We start from the raw sequence: 23,013 nt of genomic DNA on the forward strand, positions 1-23,013 counted from the left end.
CCCCGACATTCTCCCCCGTCGCGGGTGGAACACGGCCCGGGACGCGGCGAGGACCGCCTAACCTGGGCGGATGGCTGGCCCCGACGACGTGAGCAGCGCGCTGGGCGCGTCCTACCCCGGCGACTGGGAGGCCGACGTCGTGCTGCGCGACGGCGCGACGGCGCACCTGCGCCCGATCGCCCCGACCGACGCGGACGCGCTGCAGGCGTTCCACGTCGGGCAGTCCGAACGCTCGACCTACCTGCGGTTCTTCGCCCCGCTGCAGCGGCTGTCGGAGCGTGACCTCGCCCGGTTCACGAACGTGGACCACCGCGACCGGGTCGCGCTGATCATCGTCCAGGATCTCCCGCCCGACCCGGGCGTCGACCCCGCGGGTGCCGGGCCGCGCGAGCAGATCATCGGCGTCGGCCGGTACGACCGGATCGGCCCGGACGAGGCCGAGATCGCGTTCAACATCGCCGATGCTCACCACGGCCGCGGCCTCGGCTCGGTGCTGCTCGAGCACCTGGCCGCCGCCGCCCGCGAGCGGGGGGTCCGACGGTTCACCGCCGAGGTCCTGCCGCAGAACGGACGCATGATCGCGGTGTTCCGCGAGGCGGGCTTCGACGTGTCGCAGACGGTCGACGACGGCGTCGTGACGGTCTCGTTCGACATCGACCCCACGGACCGGTCCCTCGCGGTGATGGCCGACCGCGAGCACCGCGCCGAGGCCCGCAGCGTGCAGGGTCTGCTCGGAGCCCGGTCGGTGCTCCTCATCGGCCAGCCCGACGCGATCGCCGGCTCCGCGGTGGACCTGCTGTTCCGGCGCGGCTTCGAGAGCGTGACGAGCGGCGGGTTCGACGTCGTCCACGTGCTCGGGGCGGGCCGGCCGGCCGACGGCGACGAGGGTGGGGCCGTGCGGTACTGGGCGCGGCTCGAGGACGTGCCCGGGCCCGTCGATCTGGCGGTGGTGGCGCTCCCCGCGAGCCAGGTGGTCGCCGTCGTGCGCCAGTTCGCCCCGCTCAGCATCCGCGGCATCGTCGTGCTGTCGACGGGGTTCGCCGAGACCGGTGCGGCGGGCCTCGCCCTGCAGCGCGCGCTGGTGCGGACCGCGCACGCCGGGGGCATGCGGCTGGTGGGGCCCGCGTCCTACGGGTTCTTCTCCGCCACCGTCGAGCCGCCGGTCAACGCCTCGCTCGCCGAGCGCCTGCCGCCGCCCGGGAACATCGGGCTGTTCTGCCAGTCGGCGCCGATGGCGGTCCCGATCCTCGCCTCCGTCGAGCACCGGGCGCTCGGGGTCTCGTCGTTCTTCTCGTCCGGCCACCGGGCCGACGTCTCGGGCAACGACCTCATGCAGTTCTGGCACGAGGACCCGGCCACGCAGGTCGTCGGGATGGTGCTCGAGTCGATCGGGAACCCCCGGAAGTTCTCCCGGATCGCGCGCCGGCTCGCCGCCGTCAAGCCCGTGGTCGTGGTGACCGCGGGCCAGTCCGGGCATGTGGTGCCGCCCGGGCACGCGGTCCGGGCGACCCGTTCGCCGCGGCGCACGCTCGAGGAGATGTTCCGGCAGTCCGGCGTGATCCGGGCGCAGAACACCCACCGGATGCTCGACATCGTCCAGCTCGTCGCGCACCAGCCGCTGCCGTCGGGCGATCGCGTCGGGATCGTGGCGGGTTCGTCGTCGCTGGCCGCGCTCGTGGCCGAGGCGGCGGCCGCCGCCGGGCTCGACCACGAGGGTCGCGTGGTGATGGTCACGGAGGACACCGACGACGTGGCGCTGAACGCCGCGATCCGGGCGCTGTACGCGGACGGGAGCTGTGACGTCGTCGTCGCCGTGCACGTCCCGACCGTCGGGGCCGCCTCGCCGCGGCTGGCTCATGCGGTGGCCACGGCCGCCGCGGGGTCGGGGGTCACCACCGTCGCGTGCGTGCTCGGCCTGCACGGCGTGACCGCTGCGCTCACCGCGGTCGGCCCGGTCGGCCCGGTCGCGGCGGGCGACCCGGTCGCTGCCGACGGCTCCGCCGCCGTCGGCGATCCCGGCCCCGACCCGGACTCGGACTCGGACTCTGACTCGGCCTCTGCGGCCGTCCCCGAACCCGCGGCCGCCGCGAGCCGACCCTGGACCGTGCCGGCCTACTCGACCCCGGAGGCGGCCGTCGCCGCGCTCGGTGCGGTGGTGCAGTACGCGGCCTGGCGCGCGGTCGATCGGGGGCGGCTCGTGCGACCCCTCGGCACCGACCGACCCCGGGCGCGCGCCCTCGTCCGGCAGCACCTGCCGGCCACGCTCGGCACCGGGCCCGTGGACCTCGCCCCGGCCGTGGCCGTCGAGCTCGTCGCGTGCTACGGCATCGAGGTGTGGGCGGGGCGCATCGTCGCGACCGCCGACGAGGCCGTCGCCGCCGCCGAGGAGCTCGGCTGGCCGGTGGCGCTCAAGAGCACCTCACCGCTGCTGCGCCACCGGGCGGACCTCGGGGGGGTGCGGCTGGACATCGCCGACCCGGACGAGCTGCGGGTCGCCGTCGAGCACCTGTTCGGGCGCGCCCGCCAGATCGGCGCCGCCGGGGTACCGCTCGAGGTCCAGCGGATGGCGCCGTCGGGGGTGGCCTGCGTGGTGCGCTCGGCCGAGGACCCGCTGTTCGGGCCCGTCGTGTCGTTCGGGCTGGCCGGGGACGCGGTCGACCTCCTCGGGGACATCGCCTACGGGATCCCGCCCCTCACCGACGTGGACGTGGCCGACCTGGTGCGCTCGGCCCGGGCCGCGCCCCGGCTGTTCGGCTACCGCGGGCTGCCCTCGGCCGACGTCGCCGCGCTCGAGGACGTCATCGCCCGGGTGTCGGTGATGGCGGCCGACCTGCCGGAGCTGCGCAGCCTCGAGCTGCACCCCGTCGTGGTGGGGGAGACCGGCGCCGCCGTGCTCTCGGTCACGGTCCAGCTCGAGGAGGCGACCCGCGCCGACGGCACGCGGCGTGCGTTGCCGGCATGACGCGTGAGGACCCGCCCGCCAAGGATGGGAGAATGCTCCCGTGACCGGAGCTACCACTGACCTGCGCCAGGACCTGCATCGCGCGGGCTACTACCCCGAACTCGTCTCGGACGTGCTCGACCTCGCGATCGCCGACGAGGTCGTCGTCGCGCACCTCGTGCACCCGGAGACCACCTTCGACGCCAACGAGGTCCGACGGCACGTGACGGTGCTGGTGCTCACGCCCACCCGGCTCGTCGTCGCGCACGTGGACGATCACCCCGCCGACAGCGAGCACCCCGCGTCGAGCGCCTCGGCGACCACCGAGTCCGTCCCGCTGACCGAGCTGCGCTCCGTCGCGCTGACCCACGTGATCGAGTCCCCGGCCACGCACAAGGCCGGCACGGTGCCGCTCGAGCTGACCCTCGCCATCGGCTGGGGCGCGGTCTCCCGGATCGACCTCGAGCCCGCGACCTGCCCGGACCCCGCGTGCGAGGCCGACCACGGGCTCACCGGCTCGATCACCCCCGATGACATCGTGGTGCGGATCAGCGCCCAGGCCGAGGGGCCGGGTGCGGTTCGCGCGGCCTCGGACTTCGCGCGCCGGCTCTCGGCTGCCTCCGCCCGGACGCGATGAGCGCGACCGGGTCGCCCCACGTCGCGACCGAACCGCTCGCTCCGCTCGAGCCCACGCAGGTCGACGGTTTCGCGCGGGCGGGGTTCGTGTCGCCGCAGTACGACGGTGCCGGGTTGGGTGCCGTGCTGCCCGCGGTCGCCGATGCGCTGGGCGTCGAGGTCACGGTCGACGGGCGTTCCGGAGCGCGGGCACGCGCGACCCTGGGCCTGCCGAACGCGAAACGCGCGTGCGTGGTCCTCATCGACGGGCTCGGTCACAGCAACCTCTCCGAGCGGTCCGGCCACGCCCCGTTCCTGCGCTCGTTGCTCGCGGACGGCCAGGTGCTGACCGCCGGGTTCCCCTCGACCACCGCTGCCTCGATCGGGCTCTTCGGCACGGGAACCGGTCCCGGCCGCACCGCGATGGTGGGCTACACCGCCCGCAACCCCGCGACCGGCGGCCTCGCGAACCTCGTGTCCTGGCAGGGTGCCGGCGACCCCCGCGACTGGCAGCACGAGCCCACCTTGTTCGAGTCGGTGGCCGCCGCCGGGATCCCCGTGACGACGATCGGGCCGGCCAAGTTCGCCGGGTCGGGCCTGACCGAGGCCGCCCTGCGCGGCGGCGGCTACCACCGCGCCGAACGGCTCGACGACCGGATCGACGCCACCGTCTACGAGCTCATGGGGCCAGCCCTCGTGTACCTGTACTGGGGCGACGTCGACAAGGTCGGTCACCACCACGGCTGGGGCTCGTGGCAGTGGGGCGACGAGCTCACCGCGATCGACCGCGAGCTCGCGCGGCTCGAGCGGTCGCTGCCGCCGGACACCCTGCTGATCGTCACCGCCGACCACGGCATGGTCGACGTCGACCGCTCGCAGCGCTGGGACGTCGCCCGCACCCCCGCCCTGGCCGACGGCGTCGAGCTCATCGCCGGCGAGCCCCGCGCCCTGCATGTGCACACCCTGCCCGACGCCCCCGGCGGTGCCGACGAGGTCGCGGCGCGCTGGCGCGCGACGCTCGGGGACGCGGCCGTCGTCGCGACCCGGGACGAGGCGATCGGGGCCGGCTGGTTCGGGCCCGTGTCCGACCACGTCCGATCCGTCCTCGGCGACGTGGTGGTCGCCATGGCCGGCCGTGCGACCGTCGTCGACTCGCGCACGCAGACCAGCGGTTCGATGGATCTCGTCGGGGTGCACGGCTCGTTCACCCCCGAGGAGATGCACGTGCCGCTCCTCATGGTCCACCGACGCTAAGGACGGATCCCCCCGCATGGCAGAGCTGGCCTTCTTCTCCGGCACCATGGACAGCGGCAAGTCCACGCTCGCCCTGCAGATGGACCACAACCACCGGGCGCGCGGGCGCGGTGGCGTGATCTTCACCCGGAACGACCGGGCGGGCACCCACCTGCTGTCCTCTCGCCTCGGCCTGCAGACCGCTGCGCACGAGGTCACGGACGACACCGACTTCTGGTCCGAGGTGGCCGCGCGGCGGATCCACGGCGAACGCGTCGACTACCTGATCTGCGACGAAGCCCAGTTCTACTCGGCCGCCCAGGTCGAGCAGCTCGCGCGGCTCGTCGACGAGATGGGGGTCGACGTCTTCGCGTTCGGGATCACGGCCGACTTCCGCACCAGCCTGTTCCCCGGCTCGCAGCGCCTGATCGAGCTGGCCGACCGGGTCGAGGTGCTCCAGGTCCAGGCCCTGTGCTGGTGTGGGGCCAGGGCGACCCACAACGCGCGCACCGTGAACGGGATCATGGTCGTCGAGGGCGCCCAGGTCGTCGTCGGCGACACCGCGAGTGCCCCCGAGGTCGCCTACGAGGTGCTCTGCCGTCGGCACCACATGCGGCGCATGACGGCGATCGCGGCCCGGGCGGCGAGCCCGTCGCCCGACACGCTCACCCTCGACCTGTAGGCGCCGACTACTCCGGCTTGGCCCCGAACACGATCTCGTCCCAGCTCGGCACGCTGGCCCGGCCCCGGCGGCCGCTGCGCGGGCGCTCGGAGAGGGTGACAGCTTGCTCGCGCTCGTCCGGGTGAGGTTCGTTCGGCTCCAGGGCCACCGGAGTCTCCGGTTCGATCCGCCGCAGCCCGGAGGGCCGGGACGGGTCGTGCGCCGGTCGCGGCAGGACATGGGTGTCCTGAGCCGCGGTCGGATCGGAGTGGGCCGGGTGCGCTGCGGGCGGCTCGCTGGCCGCACCGAAGTCGAACGCCCGCGGCGGTCCGAAGCCCTCGAAGGCCTCGCCGTCGTCGTCGTCGTCGGGCAGGTCGAGCTGCTGCCGCACGCCCCGCTTGGTGCGCAGGTCGTCCAGCAACGCGTCCGTGGGGTCGCGCGGCTCGGGTTCGCTCGCGGGTAGGGGTGCGTCGACGAAGGCCAGCACCGGACGGACGGAGCCGTCGGCCTGGACGTCGAACACGGCGTCGCGCACTGCGGCGAGGTGGCGACGGGGGATCGGCTCGTCGGCGAGCTCGGTCTCGGAGAGCCACCGGGCCTCGTCGTCGAGCGCGAGCACGGAACGGGCCTGGGTGTCGAACGACCACAGCGCCTCGCTCGGGTCGTCGCCGGCGCGGAACCGCACCACGACGGTCCACGGGCCGCTGCCTTCGCGGTAGGCGTCCCACTCGATCGAGTCGACGTCGACCCCGCGAGCGGCGAGCCGGTCGGTGACGAGGTCGCCGAGCACGGGCGCGCCGGTCTCGCGGCCGACCCGGGTGACGCGCGCCTGACCCGAGATGAACTCGCGCTCGGCGAGCACGGGGCCCTCGTACCGGCGGACGTGCTCCACGGCGATCCCGGCGGAGTCAGCCACGTCCTGCGCCGAGCGTCCGGACCGGATGCGCGTCTGGATCTCGCGCGGCGACGGCGTTCCCGCGCGCTCGGCGCGCAGCTGCTCCAGCTGCGGACGATCGCGGCGCACCGCGGCGCGCAGCGGCTCGTCGATCCGCAGCCGGAACCGTTGACCGTCCGGGCCCATCAGGACGAGGTGTTCCCCGTCCTCGTGCAGACCCACTAGCTCCAGCTCACCCATGCGACCTCCTCGTACCTCAAAGAAGAGGGTGCCACCTCGACGACCCGATCTCCGGTAGCCACGCGGTGCGCCGCGGTGGCCGCCTCCTGTGTCGCAGGTCGCATCTGCCCGTGGTGGGAGACTGGGGCCGTGCCGCCAGACATCGCCATCGCTCCCGTGATCGAGCTCAGCGGAGTCTTCGTGGGGGCGCTCTCGGGCGGCCTGGCCGCCGTCCGCAAGCAGTTCGACCTCTTCGGCATCCTCGTCCTCGCGTGGGCCGCCGGCCTCGGCGGCGGGCTGATGCGCGACCTGCTCATCGGTGCGACCCCGCCCGTCGGCATCGCCGACTGGCGCTTCATCGCGGTCGCCTGCCTGGCCGGCGCCGTCATGTACTTCTTCAACCCCCGGCTCGAGCGGGCGCGGCGGATGATCCTGGTCCTCGACGCGGGCGCCCTGGCCCTGTTCGCCGTCTCCGGCACGCTCAAGGCCCTCGAGCTGGGCCTCAACGGCGTGGCCGCCGTGTCCGCCGGGATCATCACGGGCATCGGCGGCGGGGTCCTGCGCGACCTGCTCATCGGGGAGGTCCCGGTGGTGCTGCACCAGCGCCAGCTGTACGCCGTGCCGGCCGTCGTCGGGGCCGTGCTCACGGCCGGGCTCTGGGCGGCCGGCATCCTCACCGCGCTCACCGCGCTGGGGGCCGTCGGGGTGGTGTTCGCCCTGCGGGTCGCCGCCCTGAGGTTCCGGCTCCAGGCGCCCGGTCCCTGGGTCGCCGGGGCCAGGACCCGGAAGGTGGGGGCCAGGCGCCGGAACGTGTCAGGCAGGATGGAACGGTGAGCCACCCCTTCGCCGTGCCCGAGTCTGTCCGCCCCGACCCGGCCCTCCCGGCCACCGTGCTGCCCGACCCCGATGCGACCACGGTGCTGATGGAGCTCGCGGCGCGGCTCGCGCGGGAGGCCGGCGACCTCGTGCGGGAGGGGCGCCCGGACCGGGTCCTGGTGGCCGCCACGAAGTCGAGCGCGTCCGACCCCGTCACGGAGATGGACATGGCGGCCGAGGCGCTGCTGCGCGAGGCGCTCGGCCGGCTGCGGCCCGACGACGCGATCCTCGGCGAGGAGGGGGCGTTCCGGCCCGGTACGTCCGGGCTCACGTGGGTGCTCGACCCCATCGACGGCACGGTCAACTATCTCTACGGCATCCCCGCCTACGCCGTGTCGGTCGCCGTCGTCGCGGGCGGGCCGGACCCGGCCACCTGGACCGCCGTGGCCGGCGCCGTCCACGCTGTGCCGGACGGTCGCACCTGGACGGCCGGCCGCGGGCTCGGCGCGTTCCTCGACGGACGGCGCCTGAACGTCAACGCCGCGCGCCCGCTCGCCGAGTCGCTCGTCGGCACCGGCTTCGCGTACACGCTGCAGCGCCGCACGGAGCAGGCGCAGCTGGTGGCGCAGGTGCTGCCGCGCGTCCGCGACATCCGTCGGATCGGGGCGGCGTCGCTCGACCTGTGCTCGATCGCCACCGGCGGGCTCGACCTGTACTACGAGCGCGGGCTCAAACCGTGGGATCACGCCGCCGGCGGGCTGGTGGCGATGGAGGCCGGTGCGGTCGTCACCGGGCTGCACGGTGCGACCGCGGGGGAGCAGATGACCGTCGCCGGGCCCCCCGCGAGCGTGCTGGAACTGGTCGCGCTGCTCGAGGAGCACGGGGCCGCGAGCGGAGCCTGACCGCCGCGGCCGACCGGCGTCGGCCGCGCTCACGCACGCCTGTGACGTGCGACTCACCGCCTTCGCGTGCAACCGGCCCGAAAATGGTGCACAATCCAGCCGCCTGGGGAACATCTCGGGCCAGTTGCGCATTGAGCACCCAGGCCCCCCGCCCGCAATATGACACGGAGTGTGACCACACAGATGGCAACCGACTACGACGCCCCTCGAAAGACCGAGGAGGACCTCAGCGAAGACTCGCTCGAGGAGCTCAAGGCTCGACGCTCGGACAAGAGCTCCGGCGTTGTGGATGAGGACGAGACCGAAGCGGCCGAAGGGTTCGAGCTCCCGGGCGCGGACCTGTCGGGCGAGGAGCTCTCGGTCCGCGTCCTGCCGCGCCAGGCTGACGAGTTCACCTGCTCGAGCTGCTTCCTTGTCCACCACCGCAGCCAGCTCGCCTACGAGAAGAACGGCAAGCCGGTCTGCACCGAGTGCGCCGCCTGACCTGAATCTCGTTCCACGACGGCGGTCGGTCGGGCTGCTCAGCCCTGGCCGATCGCCGCTTCGCGTCCGCGCACGACCGCCGTGGCCAGTGCGGCCGGGTGGCGCGTGGACACCAACCAGTACGGGGTCGAGTCCGCGGCGTCCCGCACCTCCACGCGCACCGCCGTGTGCGCGCCCGCGCGCAGGCAGATGTAGGCCCGCGCGTCGAGGCCCGTTCCGAGCTCGACCCGGGTCTGCTCGGCGGTGAGCTCGCGAACCTCGCCGAGCAGGGCGAGCGGGATGTGCGCGCCACCGGCCCGCAGCTCGCCGCCGGCGACCGCGACGCGCGGTGCCGTCACGATGGACACCACGGCCCCCACCACGAGCACGAGCACCCCGGCGACGGCGGCGACCACGGGGCTCACCGGATAGAGCGCGAGACCGGCGAAGAGGCCGAAGACGACGACGGCGGTCCAGCCGAGCGGCCCCGACCACAGGCGTTCCGCGTAGGCGGGGTGGTCGGATCCGGGCGGTGTCGTGGTCATCGGTCCAGCATCCCAGGTGTCGGCACTAGAGTCGTCGGCCATGGCCGCCCGTGATTCGGACCTCGAGGTCCTCCTGCTCCTGCTCGATGACGACCTGCCCGAGCCCGCGTACTCGCACCCGGGCGACGCCGGCGCCGATCTGGTCACCCGGATCGACGTCGTGATCCCGCCCCAGGGCCGCGTCACCGTGCCCACCGGGGTCGCCATCGCGCTGCCCGACGGGTATGCCGGCTTCATCCACCCGCGCTCCGGCCTCGCGCGCAAGCACGGCCTGACGATCATCAACGCCCCCGGCACCGTGGACGCGGGCTACCGCGGGGAGATCCAGATCACGCTCCTGAACACCGATCCCACCGAGGCCCTCACCCTGCACCGGGGCGACCGGATCGCGCAGCTCGTGGTGCAGCGCGTGGAGCGCGCGCGGTTCATCCGGGCCGAGCGGTTGCCGGGATCGCACCGCGGCGAGGGTGGATTCGGGTCCAGCGGGGGATGGCAGGCCGCGAGCTCGTAGCGTCCACTCGGTCGCCGGACTACTGTTCGCCGGATTACTGTCGTCCTATGTGCCGCGCCCCATCGCGCCCGAACGGGTGTGCGCTGGAGGATGCGGCCCGAGAAGGAGAGCACACGTGGGTCTGTTCCGACGGGGCGCGAGCAGTCGCGCCACGGATGACGCCGTTCTTGACGGCGAGGTCGCCGTGCCCGACGACGAAGCCGCTGTCACCAGCGACAACGACGAGGTCCCGGCCGCGGACTCCCCGGAGGCGGCCGAGCTCGCCACGTCGACCGGGGCCGACGACGCCGCGGTCGCCCTGACCCGTCCCGGTGCAGGCGGGCCGTGGGACGAGAGCGAGGTCGACGGCATCGGCCGCCGGGTGGACCTCGGGGCGCTGTGGCTCCCCGGCGTCCCCGGCATGGAGCTCCGGATGGAGATCGACAAGGCCAGCAACCAGGTCACGGCCGTCGCGCTGAACCTGCAGGGCTCGGCGCTCCAGGTCCAGGCGTTCGCCGCGCCCCGCACCGAGGGGATCTGGGCCGAGATCCGGGCCGAGATCGCCGAGTCGGTGACCAAGCAGGGCGGTTCGGCCGACGATCTGCCGGGGCCGTTCGGCCGCGAGCTGCTCGCCCGCCTGCCCGTGCGCACCGCCGAGGGGCGCACCGGGCACCGGCCGGCCCGTTTCATCGGGCACGACGGACCGCGGTGGTTCCTGCGGGGCGTGCTCACGGGCAAGGCCGCAGTCGACCCCGAGGCCGCGCGGGCGCTCGAGGAGATCTTCGCCGACATCGTCGTGATCCGCGGGTCACAGGCCCGTGCACCGCGCGACCTGCTCGCGCTGCGGCTCCCGGGCCAGGCCGGACCCGTCCTGACGGACGTGCCCGCACCGGCCGCCGTGCTGGACCCGCTGGTGCCCCGCGGTCCCGAGATCACCGAGATCCACTGAGATCCACCAGACGCCACCGAGCGGAAGTCGCACGTCCATGAACGCGTTACACCTGATGAACCGCAACCTTGTGAGACGAGACCTTCCATGAGCCTTCGCACCGCTCTCCACCATGTCTTCGCGTCGCAGGCCGAGCTCGAGGCCGACGACGAACGCCTCGAGTCCATGAAGGACGGCTGCACCTGCGTCGACCAGCTCGACAACCGCAAGCGGGCCACCGTGAACGGGGTGCTCCGCTCGGTCACGCTGCGGCCGCGGCAGGGTGTCGCCGCCCTCGAGGCTGAGCTGTACGACGGGACGGGGACGGTGGACCTCGTGTGGCTCGGACGCCGCGAGATCAGCGGGATCGAGCCCGGTCGACGGGGCGCCTTCGAGGGCCTCGTGTGTGCGACCGATGGGCGCGCGAAGATCTACAACCCGCGCTACGAGCTTCTTCCCCGACCCGGTGAGTGAGCCCGTCGGGTCGGACGCCTCGTCGGCCACCGGGCCGTCGACGCCCGTCGCGGCCACGGACGTCACCCCAGGAGGTGCCCCAGAGGGCCGTGGGCTGCGTGCGCTGACCGCGACGGACTTCTCCCTCGCCGAGGCCACCGGGGGCGTGCGGGGCCTCGTGGAGTCGATCGCCCCCGGGCTCGTCTTCGTGATCGTCTATCTCGTCGCCCGCGAGCTGACGCCGGCGCTCGTGGCCGCGTCCGCGGTCACCGTGCTCGCGGTCATCGTCCGGCTCGCCCAGCGCACCCCGGTCACCCAGGCCCTGTCCGGTGCCATCGGCGTCGCGATCGGCGTGTTCTGGGCGGCGCGGTCCGGCCAGGCGGAGGACTACTTCGTCGTCGGGCTCTGGACCAACGCGGGGTACCTCGCGCTGTGCCTCGTCTCGGTGGTCGCCGGCTGGCCGCTCGTCGGCCTGATCGTCGGCCTGCTGCGCGGCGAGGGCACCACCTGGCGCCAGGACCGCGCGCTCCGCAGCCGCTACGCGCTCGCGACCTGGTGCTGGGTCGCGCTGTTCGGTGTGCGGCTCGCCGTGCAGCTTCCGCTCTACCTGGGTGCCGAGGTCGGCTGGCTCGGCACCGCACGGCTCGCCATGGGCGTGCCGCTGTGGGCGCTGACCCTGTGGGTCACTTGGTTGTTGGTCCGGACCCCAGCAGCCGCTCGAGATCCTGCTCGTCCGCATCCCGGCCCGTGACCAGCAGCAGCTCGTCGCCCTCCTCGAGGGTGTCGTCCGGGCTCGGGGCGATGGGCTGGTCGCCCCGGATGACGCAGGCGAGCACGGTGTCGTGCGGCCAGACCACCTGACCGACGCGGACCCCCGCGAGCGGTGAGCCCACCGGCAGGGTGAGCTCGAGGATGTCCGCACCCGACTGGTGGAACGTGAAGATCCGGACGAGGTCGCCGACGGCGACCGCCTCCTCGACCATCGCCGTCATGATCCGCGGCGTGGACACCGCGACGTCGACGCCCCAGGCCTCGTCGAACATCCACTCGTTCTTCGGGTTGTTCACGCGGGCCACGGTGCGTGGGACGCCGAACTCCGTCTTGGCGAGCAGCGAGATGACCAGGTTGGCCTTGTCGTCTCCCGTCGCCGCGACGACGACGTCGCACTCGTCGACCTTGGCCTCGGTGAGCGTCGGGAGCTCGCACGCGTCGGCGAGCAGCCACTCGGCGTCCGCGACCTGCGCGATGCGCATGGCGCTCGGCTGGCGGTCGACGAGGGTGACCTCGTGACCGTGGGCGAGGAGCTCGCGGGCGATCGACCGGCCGACGGACCCGGCTCCGGCAATGACGACGCGCATCAGGAGACCTCCGGGGCCCGGGTCATCGTGCGTTCGACGGCGTCGGAGTCGACGGTCCGCACGAGCATGTGGAGCAGGTCGTTCTCCTGCAGGACGCCACCGGGGGCGGGCAGCACGCCGTCGCCGTAGCGCAGCACGTACGCCACGCGGGCACCGGTCGCCTCCTCGATCGCGCGGAACGGGCGGCCGATCCACTGCGGGTGGACGTCCATCTGGAGGAGCCGGATCTGGCCGGACGGGTCCCGGTACTCGTCGGTCGCGCCCATGGGCAGCAGCCGGCGCATCACCTGGTCGGCGGTCCAGCGCACGGTCGCGACCGTCGGGATGCCCAGGCGCTGGTAGATCTCCGCGCGGCGGGGGTCGTAGATGCGCGCGACGACGTGATCGACGCCGAACGTCTCCCGGACCACCCGCGCGGCCAGGATGTTGGAGTTGTCGCCGTCGGACACCGCCGCGAACGCGTACGCGTCGTCGATGCCCGCCTGCGCGAGCGTGTCCCGGTCGAAGCCGAGGCCCGTGACCTTGCGACCCGAGAACGAGGCGTCCAACCGGCGGAAGGCCTCGGGGTTCTGGTCGATCATCGCGACCGAATGGCCCTGGCGCTCGAGGTTCTGCGCGAGCGTCGCGCCGACGCGTCCGCAACCCATGATGACAAAGTGCACAGGCCGAGACGCTATACCGTCCCGGGCGCCGTAACAGCAACCGGTCGGCTGCCACCGGGCGCCGACGGACGAATACGCGCTCGGTGTGCACTCGGCAGGGCGAACCAGTGCCTAGCATTGACTCTCGTGCCGGATATCTCAGATGCTGCCAAACGCTTGCTGCTCGGACGTCCCGTCCGCAGCGACCGCCTCGGGCACACGTTGCTCCCCAAACGCATCGCGCTCCCGGTGTTCGCCTCGGACGCGCTGTCGTCCGTCGCATACTCCCCGGACGAGATCATGCTCACCCTGTCCCTCGCGGGGGTCAGCGCGCTGGCCATCTCGCCCTGGGTCGGGCTCGTGGTCGCGATCGTCATGCTCACGGTCGTGGCGTCCTACCGGCAGAACGTGCACGCCTACCCGTCCGGTGGTGGCGACTACGAGGTCGCCACGGTCAACCTGGGGAAGAACGCCGGCGTCACCGTCGCGAGCGCCCTCCTGGTCGACTACGTGCTCACCGTCGCGGTGTCGATCTCCTCGGGTGCGCAGTACGCGGCGAGCGCGCTGCCGGCGCTGCGCGGGCACGAGACCACCTTCGCGGTCATCCTCGTGGTCCTGCTGACCCTGGCCAACCTGCGCGGGGTCAAGGAGTCCGGAACGGCGTTCGCCATCCCGGTGTACCTGTTCATGCTGGCGATCGGGACGACCGCGGTGGTGGGCTTCGTGCGGTTCGCGCTCGGCACCCTGCCGATGGCGGAGAGCTCGAACTTCGCCCTCGCCAACGAGGCAGGCTTCGAGCACGGCCTGACCGGGCTGGCGGGCGGGTTCCTCATCCTGCGGGCGTTCGCCTCGGGGAGCGCGGCCCTGACCGGGATCGAGGCGATCAGCAACGGCGTCCCGGCGTTCCAGAAGCCCAAGAGCAAGAACGCGGCCACGACGCTCGCCCTGCTCGGCAGCATCTCGGTGACCATGATCCTGTCGATCCTCGTGCTCGCGAACCTCACCGGGGTCCGGTACGCCGAGGACCTCTCCCAGCTCACGCTCGACGGCGTCCCCGTGGGGCCCGACTACGTGCAGCACCCGGTGATCGGGCAGCTCGCCGAGACGGTGTTCCAGGGCTTCCCGCTCGCGTTCTACTTCGTGTCCGCCGTGACCGGGCTGATCCTCGTGCTCGCCGCCAACACCGCGTTCAACGGGTTCCCCGTGCTCGGGTCGATCCTCGCCAAGGACGGCTTCCTGCCGCGCCAGCTGCACACGCGCGGTGACCGGCTCGCGTTCTCCAACGGCATCCTCACGCTCGCGCTCGCGGCGATCGCCCTCATCGTGGCGTTCGATGCCCAGGTCACCCGACTGATCCAGCTGTACATCGTCGGGGTGTTCGTGTCGTTCACGCTCAGCCAGCTCGGGATGGTCCGGCACTGGGGCCGGTTCCTGCGCACGGAGCCGGATCCGGCCGCGCGTCGCCGGATGAAGCGGTCGCGGGTCATCAACGCGATCGGGTTCGGCATGACCGCGGTCGTGCTCGTCGTCGTGCTCATCACGAAGTTCCTGCTGGGCGCGTACATCGCCATCCTCGCCATGATCGCCGTCTTCATCGTCATGAAGGCGATCCGCAAGCACTACGACCTGGTGCGCGCCGAGCTCGCCCTGGGTGACGACCCGGCCTCCACGCGCGCGCTGCCGAGCCGGGTGCACGCCATCGTGCTGGTGTCCCGCCTGCACAAGCCGACGATGCGGGCCATCGCCTACGCCCGTGCCTCGCGCCCGCAGCTGCTCGAGGCCGTCACGGTCGGGGTCGACCGCGAGGACGTCGAGGCGCTGCGGATCGGCTGGGAGGCGCTGGACCTGCCGGTGCCGCTCAAGGTGCTCGACTCGCCGTTCCGCGAGGTCACCCGCCCGATCATCAACTACGTCCGGTCGATCCGCCGGGAGAGCCCGCGCGACATCGTCGTCGTCTACATCCCGGAGTACGTCGTCGGGCACTGGTGGGAGCAGCTCCTGCACAACCAGAGCGCCCTGCGGCTCAAGGGCCGGCTGCTCTTCACCCCGGGCGTGGTGGTCGCGTCGGTGCCGTGGCAGCTCGCCTCGACCGAGGGGCAGACAGGGCTCGAGGACAACCTTCGGGGTACCGTACCGCGTGGACTCTGACCGTTCTTCCTCCGTAACTCCCGCTCCCGTCGACCGCGCCGTGCGGTCCACCCGTCAGCCCGTGGTGACCGGCCTGGTCGCACCCGGTGCCGTCGTCGAGCTGGAGATCGGCCCGGTCGCGCACGGCGGGCACTGCGTGGCCCGGCTCGCGCTCGACGGCGACGCCGCGGGCTCCGGTGGCCGTCCCGGTGGGCGGGTCGTCTTCGTGCGGCACACCCTGCCCGGTGAGCGCGTACGCGCCCGGCTGACCGAGTCCGGCGACGACGCGACGTTCTGGCGCGCCGACGCGATCGACATCCTCGAGGCCTCACCCGACCGGGTGCCGTCCGCCTGGCCCGCGGCCGGGCCCGACGGCGTCGGTGGCGGCGAGCTCGCCCACGTCGCGCTGCCCGCCCAGCGGGCCTGGAAGGCGACCGTGGTCGCCGAGCAGCTCCAGCGGCTCGCGAAGATCGAGCGCGAGGTCGTCGTCGAGGCGGCCCCGGGCGACGACGAACGCGGCGGGCTGGGCTGGCGGACCCGGATCGACCTCGTGGTCGACGACGCCGGCCGGGCCGGCATGCGGGGCATCCGTTCGCACGACGTGCACGCGCTGACCGACATGCCGCTCGCCAGCGAGGCGATCGCGAACCTGGGCCTGTTCACGCGCAAGTGGCGGCCCGGCTCGCACGTCGAGGCGGTGGCGCCGGCCAACGGGCAGACCCCGATCATCCTGGTGGACGGCATGCCGTTCGCCGGGGGCAGCGCGGACAACCGCCCCAACGCCCGCACCAGCGTGCGGGAGACCTTCACCGTCGGCGGGCGCGAGTACTCCTACCGGGTCACCGCCGACGGCTTCTGGCAGGTCCACCGCGAGGCCCCGAGCATGCTCACGGGCGCGGTTCTCGAGGGGCTCGGCGACGTCGACGGCGCGACGGTGCTCGACCTGTACGCCGGCGCGGGCCTGTTCACGCTCCCGCTCGCCGACGCCGTCGGGCTCACGGGCGAGGTCGTCTCGGTAGAGGGCGACGCCCGCGCCGTCCACGACGCGCGGCGCAACTCGCACGACCGGCCGAACATCGAGCTCCACCACGGCGAGGTCGCCAAGGTGCTGGCCGGGACGATCGACTCCGACTCCGACGTCATCCACGCGGACGCCGTCGTGCTCGACCCGCCCCGCGCCGGTGCGGGTCGCAAGGTGATCACCTCGATCGCCGAGCTTCGCCCCGAGCGGATCGTCTACGTGGCCTGCGACCCCGCGGCGCTGGCTCGGGACGTCTCGTACCTCGCGGAGGCCGGGTACGGCCTGACGGGGCTGCGGGCGTTCGACCTGTTCCCGATGACCCACCACGTCGAGTGCGTGGCCGTCTTCACCCGCTGACCCCGGACGACACCGGCCCTCACCAGACACTGGCCCTCGGCGCGGCTGCGGCATAGCGTCGAGGTGCGGCGCGTCCCGACCGGGGCCGCCCGGTGGACGAGAGGGGTGCATGGTGACTGGCCAGAGCGAGGCGGCCAAGCGGTACATCGAGGCCGGTCGGGTGGCTGCCGCAGAGGCGCGCAAGACCGGGACCCCGGAGTACGACCCGCGGGCCCATGAACGCGCCGTGGAGCACGAGCGCAAGATGGCCGAGGAGCTCGCCAAGGAGCAGGCCGCGACGTAGGGCGAACGTCCGGCGGCGGCAGCGATCGGCACGGACGGACGCGACCGATCGCTGCCGTCGCATGCCATCTGGCCACGCCGAAGCGGGCGCCGCGCGCCCCGTCGGCACGCTAGGATGTATGTTGACGTCGAGATACTTGGTGGCGCCCCTCCGCATGCAGGGGAGCCCCGTCGTCGTCCGGCGACCTCCTAGTCGTCGGCACCCGCCAGACGAAGGAGTTCACCTGTGAGCAACGTCGACACGTTCGGGTCCAAGGGGATCCTGGAGGTCGGCGCGACCTCCTACGAGATCTACCGCCTCGCCGCGGTCCCGGGCCTCGAACGACTCCCGTACAGCCTCAAGATCCTGGCCGAGAACCTCCTGCGGACCGAGGACGGCGCGAACATCACCGCCGCCCACGTGCAGGCGTTCGCGGACTGGGACCCGGCAGCGCAGCCGGACACCGAGATCCAGTTCACGCCCGGCCGGGTCGTCATGCAGGACTTCACCGGCGTGCCGTGCGTCGTCGACCTCGCCACGATGCGCGAGGCCGTCGCCGACCTCGGCGGCGACCCGGACCAGATCAACCCGCTCGCGCCGGCCGAGCTCGTCATCGACCACTCGGTCCAGATCGACATCGCGGGCCGCGCGGACGCGTTCGAGCGCAACGTCGCCCTCGAGTACGAGCGCAACCACGAGCGCTACCAGTTCCTGCGCTGGGGCCAGACGGCGTTCGACGACTTCAAGGTCGTGCCGCCGGGCACCGGCATCGTGCACCAGGTCAACATCGAGTACCTGGCGCGGGTCGTCATGACCCGCAAGGTGCCTGGCGCGGTCGACGGGGACGGCGCCGTGCTGCGGGCGTACCCCGACACCTGCGTCGGCACCGACTCGCACACCACGATGGTCAACGGGCTCGGGGTGCTCGGCTGGGGCGTCGGCGGGATCGAGGCCGAGGCGGCCATGCTCGGGCAGCCGGTCTCCATGCTCATCCCGCGGGTGGTCGGGTTCAAGCTCTCCGGCGCGATCCCGCCGGGGGTGACCGCGACCGACGTCGTGCTCACGATCACTCAGCAGCTGCGCGCGCACGGCGTCGTCGGCAAGTTCGTGGAGTTCTACGGCGAGGGCGTCGCGCAGGTCCCGCTCGCGAACCGGGCCACGATCGGCAACATGTCGCCCGAGTTCGGCTCGACCTGCGCGATCTTCCCGATCGACGACGTGACCCTCGGCTACCTGCGCCTGACCGGGCGGGACGAGGCGGCGGTCGCGCTGGTCGAGGCGTACGCCAAGGAGCAGGGCCTGTGGCACGACCCGAGCGTCGAGCCGGTGTTCTCGGAGTACCTCGGGCTCGACCTGTCCACCGTCGTCCCGTCGATCGCCGGCCCGAAGCGGCCCCAGGACCGGATCGCGCTGTCCGAGGCCAAGGAGTCGTTCGCCACGACGATCCTGGACTACGTCGACTCCGTGCCGCCCGCCCCGGTCGTCGGTCTCGACGAGGCCGTCGTCGAGACGTTCCCGGCGTCCGACCCGATCGCACCGGGGGAGCACGCCGACACGTCCACCGGGCCGGCGCACGTGGCCGGCGGCGACGTCGCCCACCGCCCGCACCGCCGGATCCCGGTGACCCTCGCCGACGGGACCGTGACCGAGGTGGACCACGGCTCCGTGGTGATCGCGTCGATCACGTCCTGCACCAACACGTCGAACCCCTCGGTGATGCTCGCCGCCGGGCTGCTCGCGCGGAACGCCGTCGAGAAGGGGCTGACCGCCCAGCCGTGGGTCAAGACCTCGATGGCGCCGGGCTCGAAGGTCGTCACCGACTACTACGAGAAGGCGGGCCTGTGGCCCTACCTGGAGAAGCTCGGGTTCCACCTCGTCGGCTACGGCTGCGGCACGTGCATCGGCAACTCGGGCCCGCTGGCCGAGGAGATCACCGCCGTGGTCAACGAGCACGACCTGTCGGTCGTCTCGGTGCTGTCCGGGAACCGCAACTTCGAGGGCCGGATCAGCCCCGACGTCAAGATGAACTACCTCGCCTCGCCGCCGCTGGTGATCGCCTACGCGCTCGCCGGCACGATGGACTTCGACTTCGAGTCCGAGCCGTTGGGGCACACCGACTCCGGTGCACCCGTGTTCCTGCGTGACATCTGGCCGACGCCGGCAGACGTCCAGTCCACGATGGACTCGGCGATCGACCGCGCGATGTTCACCACCGACTACGCCGACGTCTTCGCGGGCGACGAGCGGTGGCGCGGGCTCCAGACGCCGGCGGGCTCGATCTTCCAGTGGGACCCCGAGTCCACCTACGTGCGCAAGCCCCCGTACTTCGACGGCATGGGTGCGACGCCGGAGCCGGTCACCGACATCGCCGGGGCACGCGTGCTGGCCAAGCTGGGTGACTCGGTGACCACCGACCACATCAGCCCAGCCGGTTCGATCGGGGCCGACAGCCCGGCGGGGGTCTATCTCGCCGAGCACGGCGTGCAGCGCCGGGACTTCAACTCCTACGGCTCGCGCCGGGGGAACCACGAGGTCATGATCCGCGGGACGTTCGCCAACATCCGGCTGCGCAACCAGCTGGTCCCCGGGGTCGAGGGCGGGTTCACGCTCAACCACCTCACCGGCGAGCAGTCCACGATCTACGACGCCTCCCACGCGTACGCGGCGGCGGACGTCCCGCTCGTGATCCTCGGTGGCAAGGAGTACGGCTCCGGCTCGTCGCGGGACTGGGCAGCCAAGGGCACCTCGCTGCTCGGGGTGCGCGCGGTCATCACGCAGAGCTTCGAGCGGATCCACCGGTCGAACCTCATCGGGATGGGCGTGCTGCCGCTGCAGTTCCCCGCGGGCGCGTCGGCCGACTCGCTCGGCCTGGACGGCACCGAGACGTACGACATCTCGGGCGTGACGGTGCTCAACGAGGGTGTGACTCCCAAGACGGTCGCGGTCCGCGCCACGCGGGCCGACGGTTCGGTCGTGGCGTTCGACGCCGATCTGCGGATCGACACCCCCGGCGAGGCGGACTACTACCGCAACGGCGGCATCCTGCAGTACGTGCTGCGGTCGTTGGTCGCCGCCTAGCGGCGCCCGCCCCCCGCCGGCCCGGCGGGGGACGCACGAAGGCCCGTGGCCTCGGATCGCTCCGAGGCCACGGGCCTTCGTGGTGCTAGCTCAGTCTCAACGTTCGACGACGAGCGCCGTTCCCTGGCCGCCACCGATGCAGAGCGTCGCCAGGCCGTGCTTGGCGTCCCGACGCTTCATCTCGTGCAGCAGCGTGACGAGGATCCGGGCGCCGCTCGCACCGACCGGGTGGCCGATGGCGATCGCGCCGCCGTTGACGTTCGTCTTCTCCGGGTCGAGCTTGAGGTCCTGGGCCACGGCGAGCACCTGCGAGGCGAACGCCTCGTTGGCCTCGACCAGGTCCATGTCCTCGATCGTGAGGCCGGCCTTGGCGAGCGCCTTGCGGCTGGCCGGGATCGGGCCGGTGCCCATGATCTTCGGGTCCACGCCGGCCGAGGCCCACGAGGTGAGGGTCGCGAGCGGGGTGATCCCGAGCTCGAGGGCCTTCGCCTTGGACATGACGACCAGGGCCGCCGCGCCGTCGTTGATGCCGGACGCGTTGCCGGCGGTGACGGTGCCGTCCTTCTTGAACGCACCGCGGAGCTTGCTCAGGCCCTCGATGGTCGTGCCGAACCGGGGGAACTCGTCCTGGTCGAAGACGACCGGGTCGCCCTTGCGGCGCGGGATGACGACGGGGACGATCTCCTCGACGAACTTGCCGGCCTTGATGGCCGCCTCGGCCCGGTTCTGGCTCTGGACGGAGTAGTTGTCCTGGTCCTCACGGGAGAGGTCGTACTGCGCGGCGACGTTCTCCGCGGTGACGCCCATGTGGATGTCGTTGAACGCGTCCCAGAGGCCGTCCTGGATCATGGAGTCGACCATCGTGGCGTTACCCATGCGGTAGCCCGTGCGCGCCTTGTTCAGCAGGTACGGGGCCAGGGACATGTTCTCCATGCCGCCGGTGACGACGATGTCCGCGTCGCCCGCGAGGATGGCCTGGGCGGCCAGCTCGAGGGTCTTGAGGCCGGAGCCGCACACCATGTTCAGCGTCCAGGCCGGCACCTCCTGGGGGATGCCGGACTTGATGGCCGCCTGGCGGGCCGGGTTCTGGCCGAGGCCCGCCTGGATGACGTTCCCCATGATGACCTGGTCGACCTGCTCCGGCGTGATGCCGGCGCGGGCGATGGCCTCCTTGATGACGAGGGCGCCCAGCTCGACGGCCGGGACCTCTCCGAGGGCGCCGCCGAACGATCCGACGGCCGTGCGAACTGCACTGGCGATGACAACGTCGCTCATGTGTGTTGCTCCCTTGCAAGTAGAATTAGATGAAGCTTCCGCCGTTGATGTCGAGCACCGCGCCGGTGATGTAGCTCGAGGAGTCCGAAGCCAGGAAAAGGGCCGCGTCGGCCACCTCTGTCGGCTCGGCGAAACGGCCCACCGGAATCGTCGCAATGAGCTTTGCATTCTGCTCGGCGGGGTACTTGTTCATCATGTCCGTGTTGATGTAGCCGGGCGCCAGGGCGTTGCACGTGATTCCCTTGGTGGCGTTCTCGACCGCGGTGACCTTGGTGAGGCCGATCAGGCCGGCCTTGGTGGTCGCGTAGTAGCCGGTACCGAAGATGCCGATGCGAGCCGTGAGCGAGGACATGTTCACGATCCGACCGTAACCCTGCGCGCGCATGCCGGGAAGCACGGCCTTCGTGCAGTTGAACGGACCGGTGAGGTTGACGGCCACGACGGCAGCCCAGTTTTCGCCGCTGGCCTTGTGGAGCAGCCCGTCGCGGTTGATTCCAGCGTTGTTGACGAGGATGTCGAGACGGCCGAACCGGGCCTGGACATCGGCCACCATCTTCGTCACCTCGTCCTCCTTGCTGACGTCCGCGAGGAAGAGCTCGGCTTCGACGCCCAGGGCGCGAAGCTCCTCGACGGTCGCCTTGGCCTTCTCCTCATTGAAGGGAATGTCGTTGACAGCGATCGAGGCGCCTTCGCGTGCAAAGGTGAGGGCAATTGCCTTCCCGATTCCCTGGCCGCTGCCGGTAATCAGGGCGATACGCTTTTCAATCTTCATCTGGCTGCGCTTCTCTCGTCGGGGTCGGTGGTACGTCAGGTGGAATACTTCGAAAATAATGCAGGATCAGGGTCGTCGACCCAGCCGAAGGTCCTAGTGACCGCCTTCTTCCACATCCGGTACTGCCGGGCACGCTCGTCCGAGTCCATCATGGGCGCCCAACGCGTGTCCTCGCGACGACGGTCGATCACGTCCTGCACGCCGGACCAGAACCCGACGGCGATGCCCGCGGCGTAGGCGGCACCGAGGGCGACCTGGTCGCCCGCCCGGGTGCGCACGACGGGGACGCCGAGGATGTCGGCCTGGAACTGCATGAGCTCCTCGTTGGCGACCATCCCGCCGTCGGCCATGACCTCGGTCAGGTCCACGCCGGAGTCGGCGGTCATGGCGTCGAGCACCTCGCGGGTCTGGAAGGCGGTGGCCTCCAGGACCGCGCGGGCGATGTGGCCCTTGTTCACGAACCGGGTCAGGCCCACGAGCGCACCGCGGGCGTCCGCGCGGTCGTACGGGGCGTCGAGGCCCGAGAACGCCGGCACGAAGTACGCGCCACCGTTGTCCTCCACCGTCGCCGCGAGCTGCTCGATCTCGGCCGCGGACGAGATCATCTCGAGGTTGTCGCGCAGCCACTGCACCAGGGCGCCGGTGACCGCGATCGTCCCCTCGAGCGCGTACACGGCCGGCTGGTCGCCGATCTTGTAGGCGACGGTGGTCAGCAGCCCCTGCTTCGAGATGACCGGCACGGCGCCGGTGTTGAGGAGCATGTCGTTGCCGGTGCCGTAGGTGTTCTTCGCGTCGCCGACCTCGAAGCACGCCTGGCTGAACAGCGCGGCCTGCTGGTGCCCGAGGACGCCGGCGATCGGCACCCCGAACAGCAGCCCGCCCCGACGGCCGGTGCCGTAGACCTCGGACGACGAGCGGATCTCGGGGAGCATCGACAGCGGGATGGTCATCTCCGCCGCGAT

General features: G+C 72.2%; 22 protein-coding genes. 15 read left to right on the forward strand and 7 right to left on the reverse strand.

Annotation, left to right across the window (positions count from 1 at the left end; all coding sequences use genetic code 11):
• Nucleotides 1–70 precede the first annotated feature (70 nt).
• Genes EUA98_RS14110 through EUA98_RS14125 form a run of 4 tightly spaced genes read left to right on the forward strand, consistent with a single transcriptional unit; the run spans nt 71 to nt 5,471 of the window.
• Nucleotides 71–2,962 carry a GNAT family N-acetyltransferase gene (locus EUA98_RS14110; protein WP_130103329.1) on the forward strand — a complete coding sequence of 964 codons (2,892 nt, stop codon included), beginning with the start codon at nt 71–73 and terminating at the stop codon, nt 2,960–2,962.
• A 40-nt stretch (nt 2,963–3,002) separates the two neighbouring features.
• Nucleotides 3,003–3,578 carry a DUF5998 family protein gene (locus EUA98_RS14115; protein ID WP_130103330.1) on the forward strand — a complete coding sequence of 192 codons (576 nt, stop codon included), beginning with the start codon at nt 3,003–3,005 and terminating at the stop codon, nt 3,576–3,578.
• Nucleotides 3,575–4,810, forward strand: coding sequence for an alkaline phosphatase family protein (locus EUA98_RS14120; protein ID WP_130103331.1), 1,236 nt, complete (start codon nt 3,575–3,577; stop codon nt 4,808–4,810). The genes EUA98_RS14115 and EUA98_RS14120 overlap by 4 nt, the downstream gene beginning before the upstream one ends.
• Before the next feature lie 16 nt (nt 4,811–4,826).
• Entirely contained in the window at nt 4,827–5,471 is a 645-nt protein-coding gene (locus tag EUA98_RS14125; RefSeq protein ID WP_130103332.1) for a thymidine kinase, read from the forward strand.
• A 7-nt stretch (nt 5,472–5,478) separates the two neighbouring features.
• Here EUA98_RS14125 and sepH read toward each other — a convergent pair whose 3' ends face one another.
• Nucleotides 5,479–6,585: a septation protein SepH gene (gene sepH / locus EUA98_RS14130; protein WP_130103333.1), complete on the reverse strand. Its 1,107-nt coding sequence runs from the start codon at nt 6,583–6,585 to the stop codon at nt 5,479–5,481.
• 129 nt (nt 6,586–6,714) lie between these two features.
• Here sepH and EUA98_RS14135 point away from each other — a divergent pair, with 129 nt between their 5' ends.
• The 3 genes from EUA98_RS14135 (at nt 6,715) to EUA98_RS14145 (ending at nt 8,765) form a co-directional block, all read left to right on the forward strand.
• Complete coding sequence (locus tag EUA98_RS14135) at nt 6,715–7,398, forward strand: trimeric intracellular cation channel family protein (protein ID WP_130103334.1); 684 nt, start codon at nt 6,715–6,717, stop codon at nt 7,396–7,398.
• A gap of 89 nt (nt 7,399–7,487) precedes the next feature.
• A complete protein-coding gene (locus tag EUA98_RS14140) occupies nt 7,488–8,282 on the forward strand; it encodes an inositol monophosphatase family protein (RefSeq protein ID WP_130103349.1) in 795 nt (264 codons plus the stop codon).
• Between the two features lie 183 nt (nt 8,283–8,465).
• The gene (locus EUA98_RS14145) at nt 8,466–8,765 is read left to right on the forward strand and encodes a DUF4193 domain-containing protein (RefSeq protein ID WP_130103335.1); all 300 of its coding nucleotides are present in this window, start codon (nt 8,466–8,468) and stop codon (nt 8,763–8,765) included.
• Nucleotides 8,766–8,803: 38 nt separating this feature from the next.
• On the opposite strand, the gene EUA98_RS14150 is transcribed toward EUA98_RS14145, so the two are convergent.
• Nucleotides 8,804–9,289 (reverse strand): DUF3093 domain-containing protein, encoded by a 486-nt coding sequence (locus tag EUA98_RS14150; protein WP_130103336.1) that lies wholly within the window; start codon nt 9,287–9,289, stop codon nt 8,804–8,806.
• Between the two features lie 40 nt (nt 9,290–9,329).
• Here EUA98_RS14150 and dut point away from each other — a divergent pair, with 40 nt between their 5' ends.
• The 4 genes from dut (at nt 9,330) to EUA98_RS14170 (ending at nt 11,911) form a co-directional block, all read left to right on the forward strand.
• Complete coding sequence (gene dut / locus EUA98_RS14155) at nt 9,330–9,800, forward strand: dUTP diphosphatase (RefSeq protein WP_130103337.1); 471 nt, start codon at nt 9,330–9,332, stop codon at nt 9,798–9,800.
• Between the two features lie 115 nt (nt 9,801–9,915).
• Complete coding sequence (locus tag EUA98_RS14160; RefSeq protein WP_165372842.1) at nt 9,916–10,728, forward strand: DUF3710 domain-containing protein; 813 nt, start codon at nt 9,916–9,918, stop codon at nt 10,726–10,728.
• An 87-nt stretch (nt 10,729–10,815) separates the two neighbouring features.
• Entirely contained in the window at nt 10,816–11,181 is a 366-nt protein-coding gene (locus tag EUA98_RS14165) for an OB-fold nucleic acid binding domain-containing protein (RefSeq protein ID WP_130103338.1), read from the forward strand.
• On the forward strand, nt 11,174–11,911 hold the full coding sequence (locus EUA98_RS14170) for a DUF3159 domain-containing protein (protein ID WP_242511532.1): 738 nt from the start codon (nt 11,174–11,176) through the stop codon (nt 11,909–11,911). The genes EUA98_RS14165 and EUA98_RS14170 overlap by 8 nt, the downstream gene beginning before the upstream one ends.
• On the opposite strand, the gene EUA98_RS14175 is transcribed toward EUA98_RS14170, so the two are convergent.
• The gene (locus EUA98_RS14175; RefSeq protein WP_130103340.1) at nt 11,844–12,518 is read right to left on the reverse strand and encodes a potassium channel family protein; all 675 of its coding nucleotides are present in this window, start codon (nt 12,516–12,518) and stop codon (nt 11,844–11,846) included. The genes EUA98_RS14170 and EUA98_RS14175 overlap by 68 nt on opposite strands.
• On the reverse strand, nt 12,518–13,165 hold the full coding sequence (locus EUA98_RS14180; RefSeq protein WP_130103351.1) for a potassium channel family protein: 648 nt from the start codon (nt 13,163–13,165) through the stop codon (nt 12,518–12,520). Before EUA98_RS14180 ends, EUA98_RS14175 begins: the two co-directional genes overlap by 1 nt.
• Before the next feature lie 141 nt (nt 13,166–13,306).
• Here EUA98_RS14180 and EUA98_RS14185 point away from each other — a divergent pair, with 141 nt between their 5' ends.
• The 4 genes from EUA98_RS14185 to EUA98_RS14200 all read left to right on the forward strand — a co-directional run bounded on the left by EUA98_RS14185 (nt 13,307) and on the right by EUA98_RS14200 (nt 20,004).
• Nucleotides 13,307–15,307 (forward strand): APC family permease, encoded by a 2,001-nt coding sequence (locus tag EUA98_RS14185; RefSeq protein ID WP_130103341.1) that lies wholly within the window; start codon nt 13,307–13,309, stop codon nt 15,305–15,307.
• A 40-nt stretch (nt 15,308–15,347) separates the two neighbouring features.
• A complete protein-coding gene (locus EUA98_RS14190; RefSeq protein ID WP_242511533.1) occupies nt 15,348–16,664 on the forward strand; it encodes a class I SAM-dependent RNA methyltransferase in 1,317 nt (438 codons plus the stop codon).
• Between the two features lie 112 nt (nt 16,665–16,776).
• Nucleotides 16,777–16,947: a translation initiation factor 2 gene (locus tag EUA98_RS14195; protein WP_242511534.1), complete on the forward strand. Its 171-nt coding sequence runs from the start codon at nt 16,777–16,779 to the stop codon at nt 16,945–16,947.
• A 225-nt stretch (nt 16,948–17,172) separates the two neighbouring features.
• Nucleotides 17,173–20,004 carry an aconitate hydratase gene (locus EUA98_RS14200; RefSeq protein ID WP_130103343.1) on the forward strand — a complete coding sequence of 944 codons (2,832 nt, stop codon included), beginning with the start codon at nt 17,173–17,175 and terminating at the stop codon, nt 20,002–20,004.
• A gap of 96 nt (nt 20,005–20,100) precedes the next feature.
• Here EUA98_RS14200 and EUA98_RS14205 read toward each other — a convergent pair whose 3' ends face one another.
• From EUA98_RS14205 to EUA98_RS14215, 3 genes are all read right to left on the reverse strand, one after another.
• A complete protein-coding gene (locus tag EUA98_RS14205) occupies nt 20,101–21,279 on the reverse strand; it encodes an acetyl-CoA C-acetyltransferase (protein ID WP_130103344.1) in 1,179 nt (392 codons plus the stop codon).
• A gap of 25 nt (nt 21,280–21,304) precedes the next feature.
• On the reverse strand, nt 21,305–22,051 hold the full coding sequence (gene fabG, locus EUA98_RS14210) for a 3-oxoacyl-ACP reductase FabG (protein ID WP_130103345.1): 747 nt from the start codon (nt 22,049–22,051) through the stop codon (nt 21,305–21,307).
• A gap of 35 nt (nt 22,052–22,086) precedes the next feature.
• A partial coding sequence (locus tag EUA98_RS14215; RefSeq protein WP_242511535.1) for an FGGY family carbohydrate kinase occupies nt 22,087–23,013 on the reverse strand: 927 nt, incomplete at its 5' end.

The organism is Pengzhenrongella frigida, from assembly GCF_004168625.1.
In the GTDB taxonomy this organism is placed as follows: domain Bacteria; phylum Actinomycetota; class Actinomycetes; order Actinomycetales; family Cellulomonadaceae; genus Pengzhenrongella; species Pengzhenrongella frigida.

Excerpts from the sequence above, each read along its gene's own strand:
- EUA98_RS14120 (WP_130103331.1), top strand. The coding sequence starts at position 3,575 with ATGAGCGCGACCGGGTCGCCCCACGTCGCGACCGAACCGCTCGCTCCG.
- EUA98_RS14165 (WP_130103338.1), top strand. The coding sequence starts at position 10,816 with ATGAGCCTTCGCACCGCTCTCCACCATGTCTTCGCGTCGCAGGCCGAG.
- EUA98_RS14145 (WP_130103335.1), top strand. The coding sequence starts at position 8,466 with ATGGCAACCGACTACGACGCCCCTCGAAAGACCGAGGAGGACCTCAGC.
- EUA98_RS14205 (WP_130103344.1), bottom strand. The coding sequence starts at position 21,279 with ATGAGCGACGTTGTCATCGCCAGTGCAGTTCGCACGGCCGTCGGATCG.
- EUA98_RS14110 (WP_130103329.1), top strand. The coding sequence starts at position 71 with ATGGCTGGCCCCGACGACGTGAGCAGCGCGCTGGGCGCGTCCTACCCC.
- EUA98_RS14150 (WP_130103336.1), bottom strand. The coding sequence starts at position 9,289 with ATGACCACGACACCGCCCGGATCCGACCACCCCGCCTACGCGGAACGC.
- EUA98_RS14175 (WP_130103340.1), bottom strand. The coding sequence starts at position 12,518 with ATGCGCGTCGTCATTGCCGGAGCCGGGTCCGTCGGCCGGTCGATCGCC.
- fabG (WP_130103345.1), bottom strand. The coding sequence starts at position 22,051 with ATGAAGATTGAAAAGCGTATCGCCCTGATTACCGGCAGCGGCCAGGGA.
- dut (WP_130103337.1), top strand. The coding sequence starts at position 9,330 with ATGGCCGCCCGTGATTCGGACCTCGAGGTCCTCCTGCTCCTGCTCGAT.
- EUA98_RS14180 (WP_130103351.1), bottom strand. The coding sequence starts at position 13,165 with ATGGGTTGCGGACGCGTCGGCGCGACGCTCGCGCAGAACCTCGAGCGC.
- sepH (WP_130103333.1), bottom strand. The coding sequence starts at position 6,585 with ATGGGTGAGCTGGAGCTAGTGGGTCTGCACGAGGACGGGGAACACCTC.
- EUA98_RS14140 (WP_130103349.1), top strand. The coding sequence starts at position 7,488 with ATGGAGCTCGCGGCGCGGCTCGCGCGGGAGGCCGGCGACCTCGTGCGG.
- EUA98_RS14125 (WP_130103332.1), top strand. The coding sequence starts at position 4,827 with ATGGCAGAGCTGGCCTTCTTCTCCGGCACCATGGACAGCGGCAAGTCC.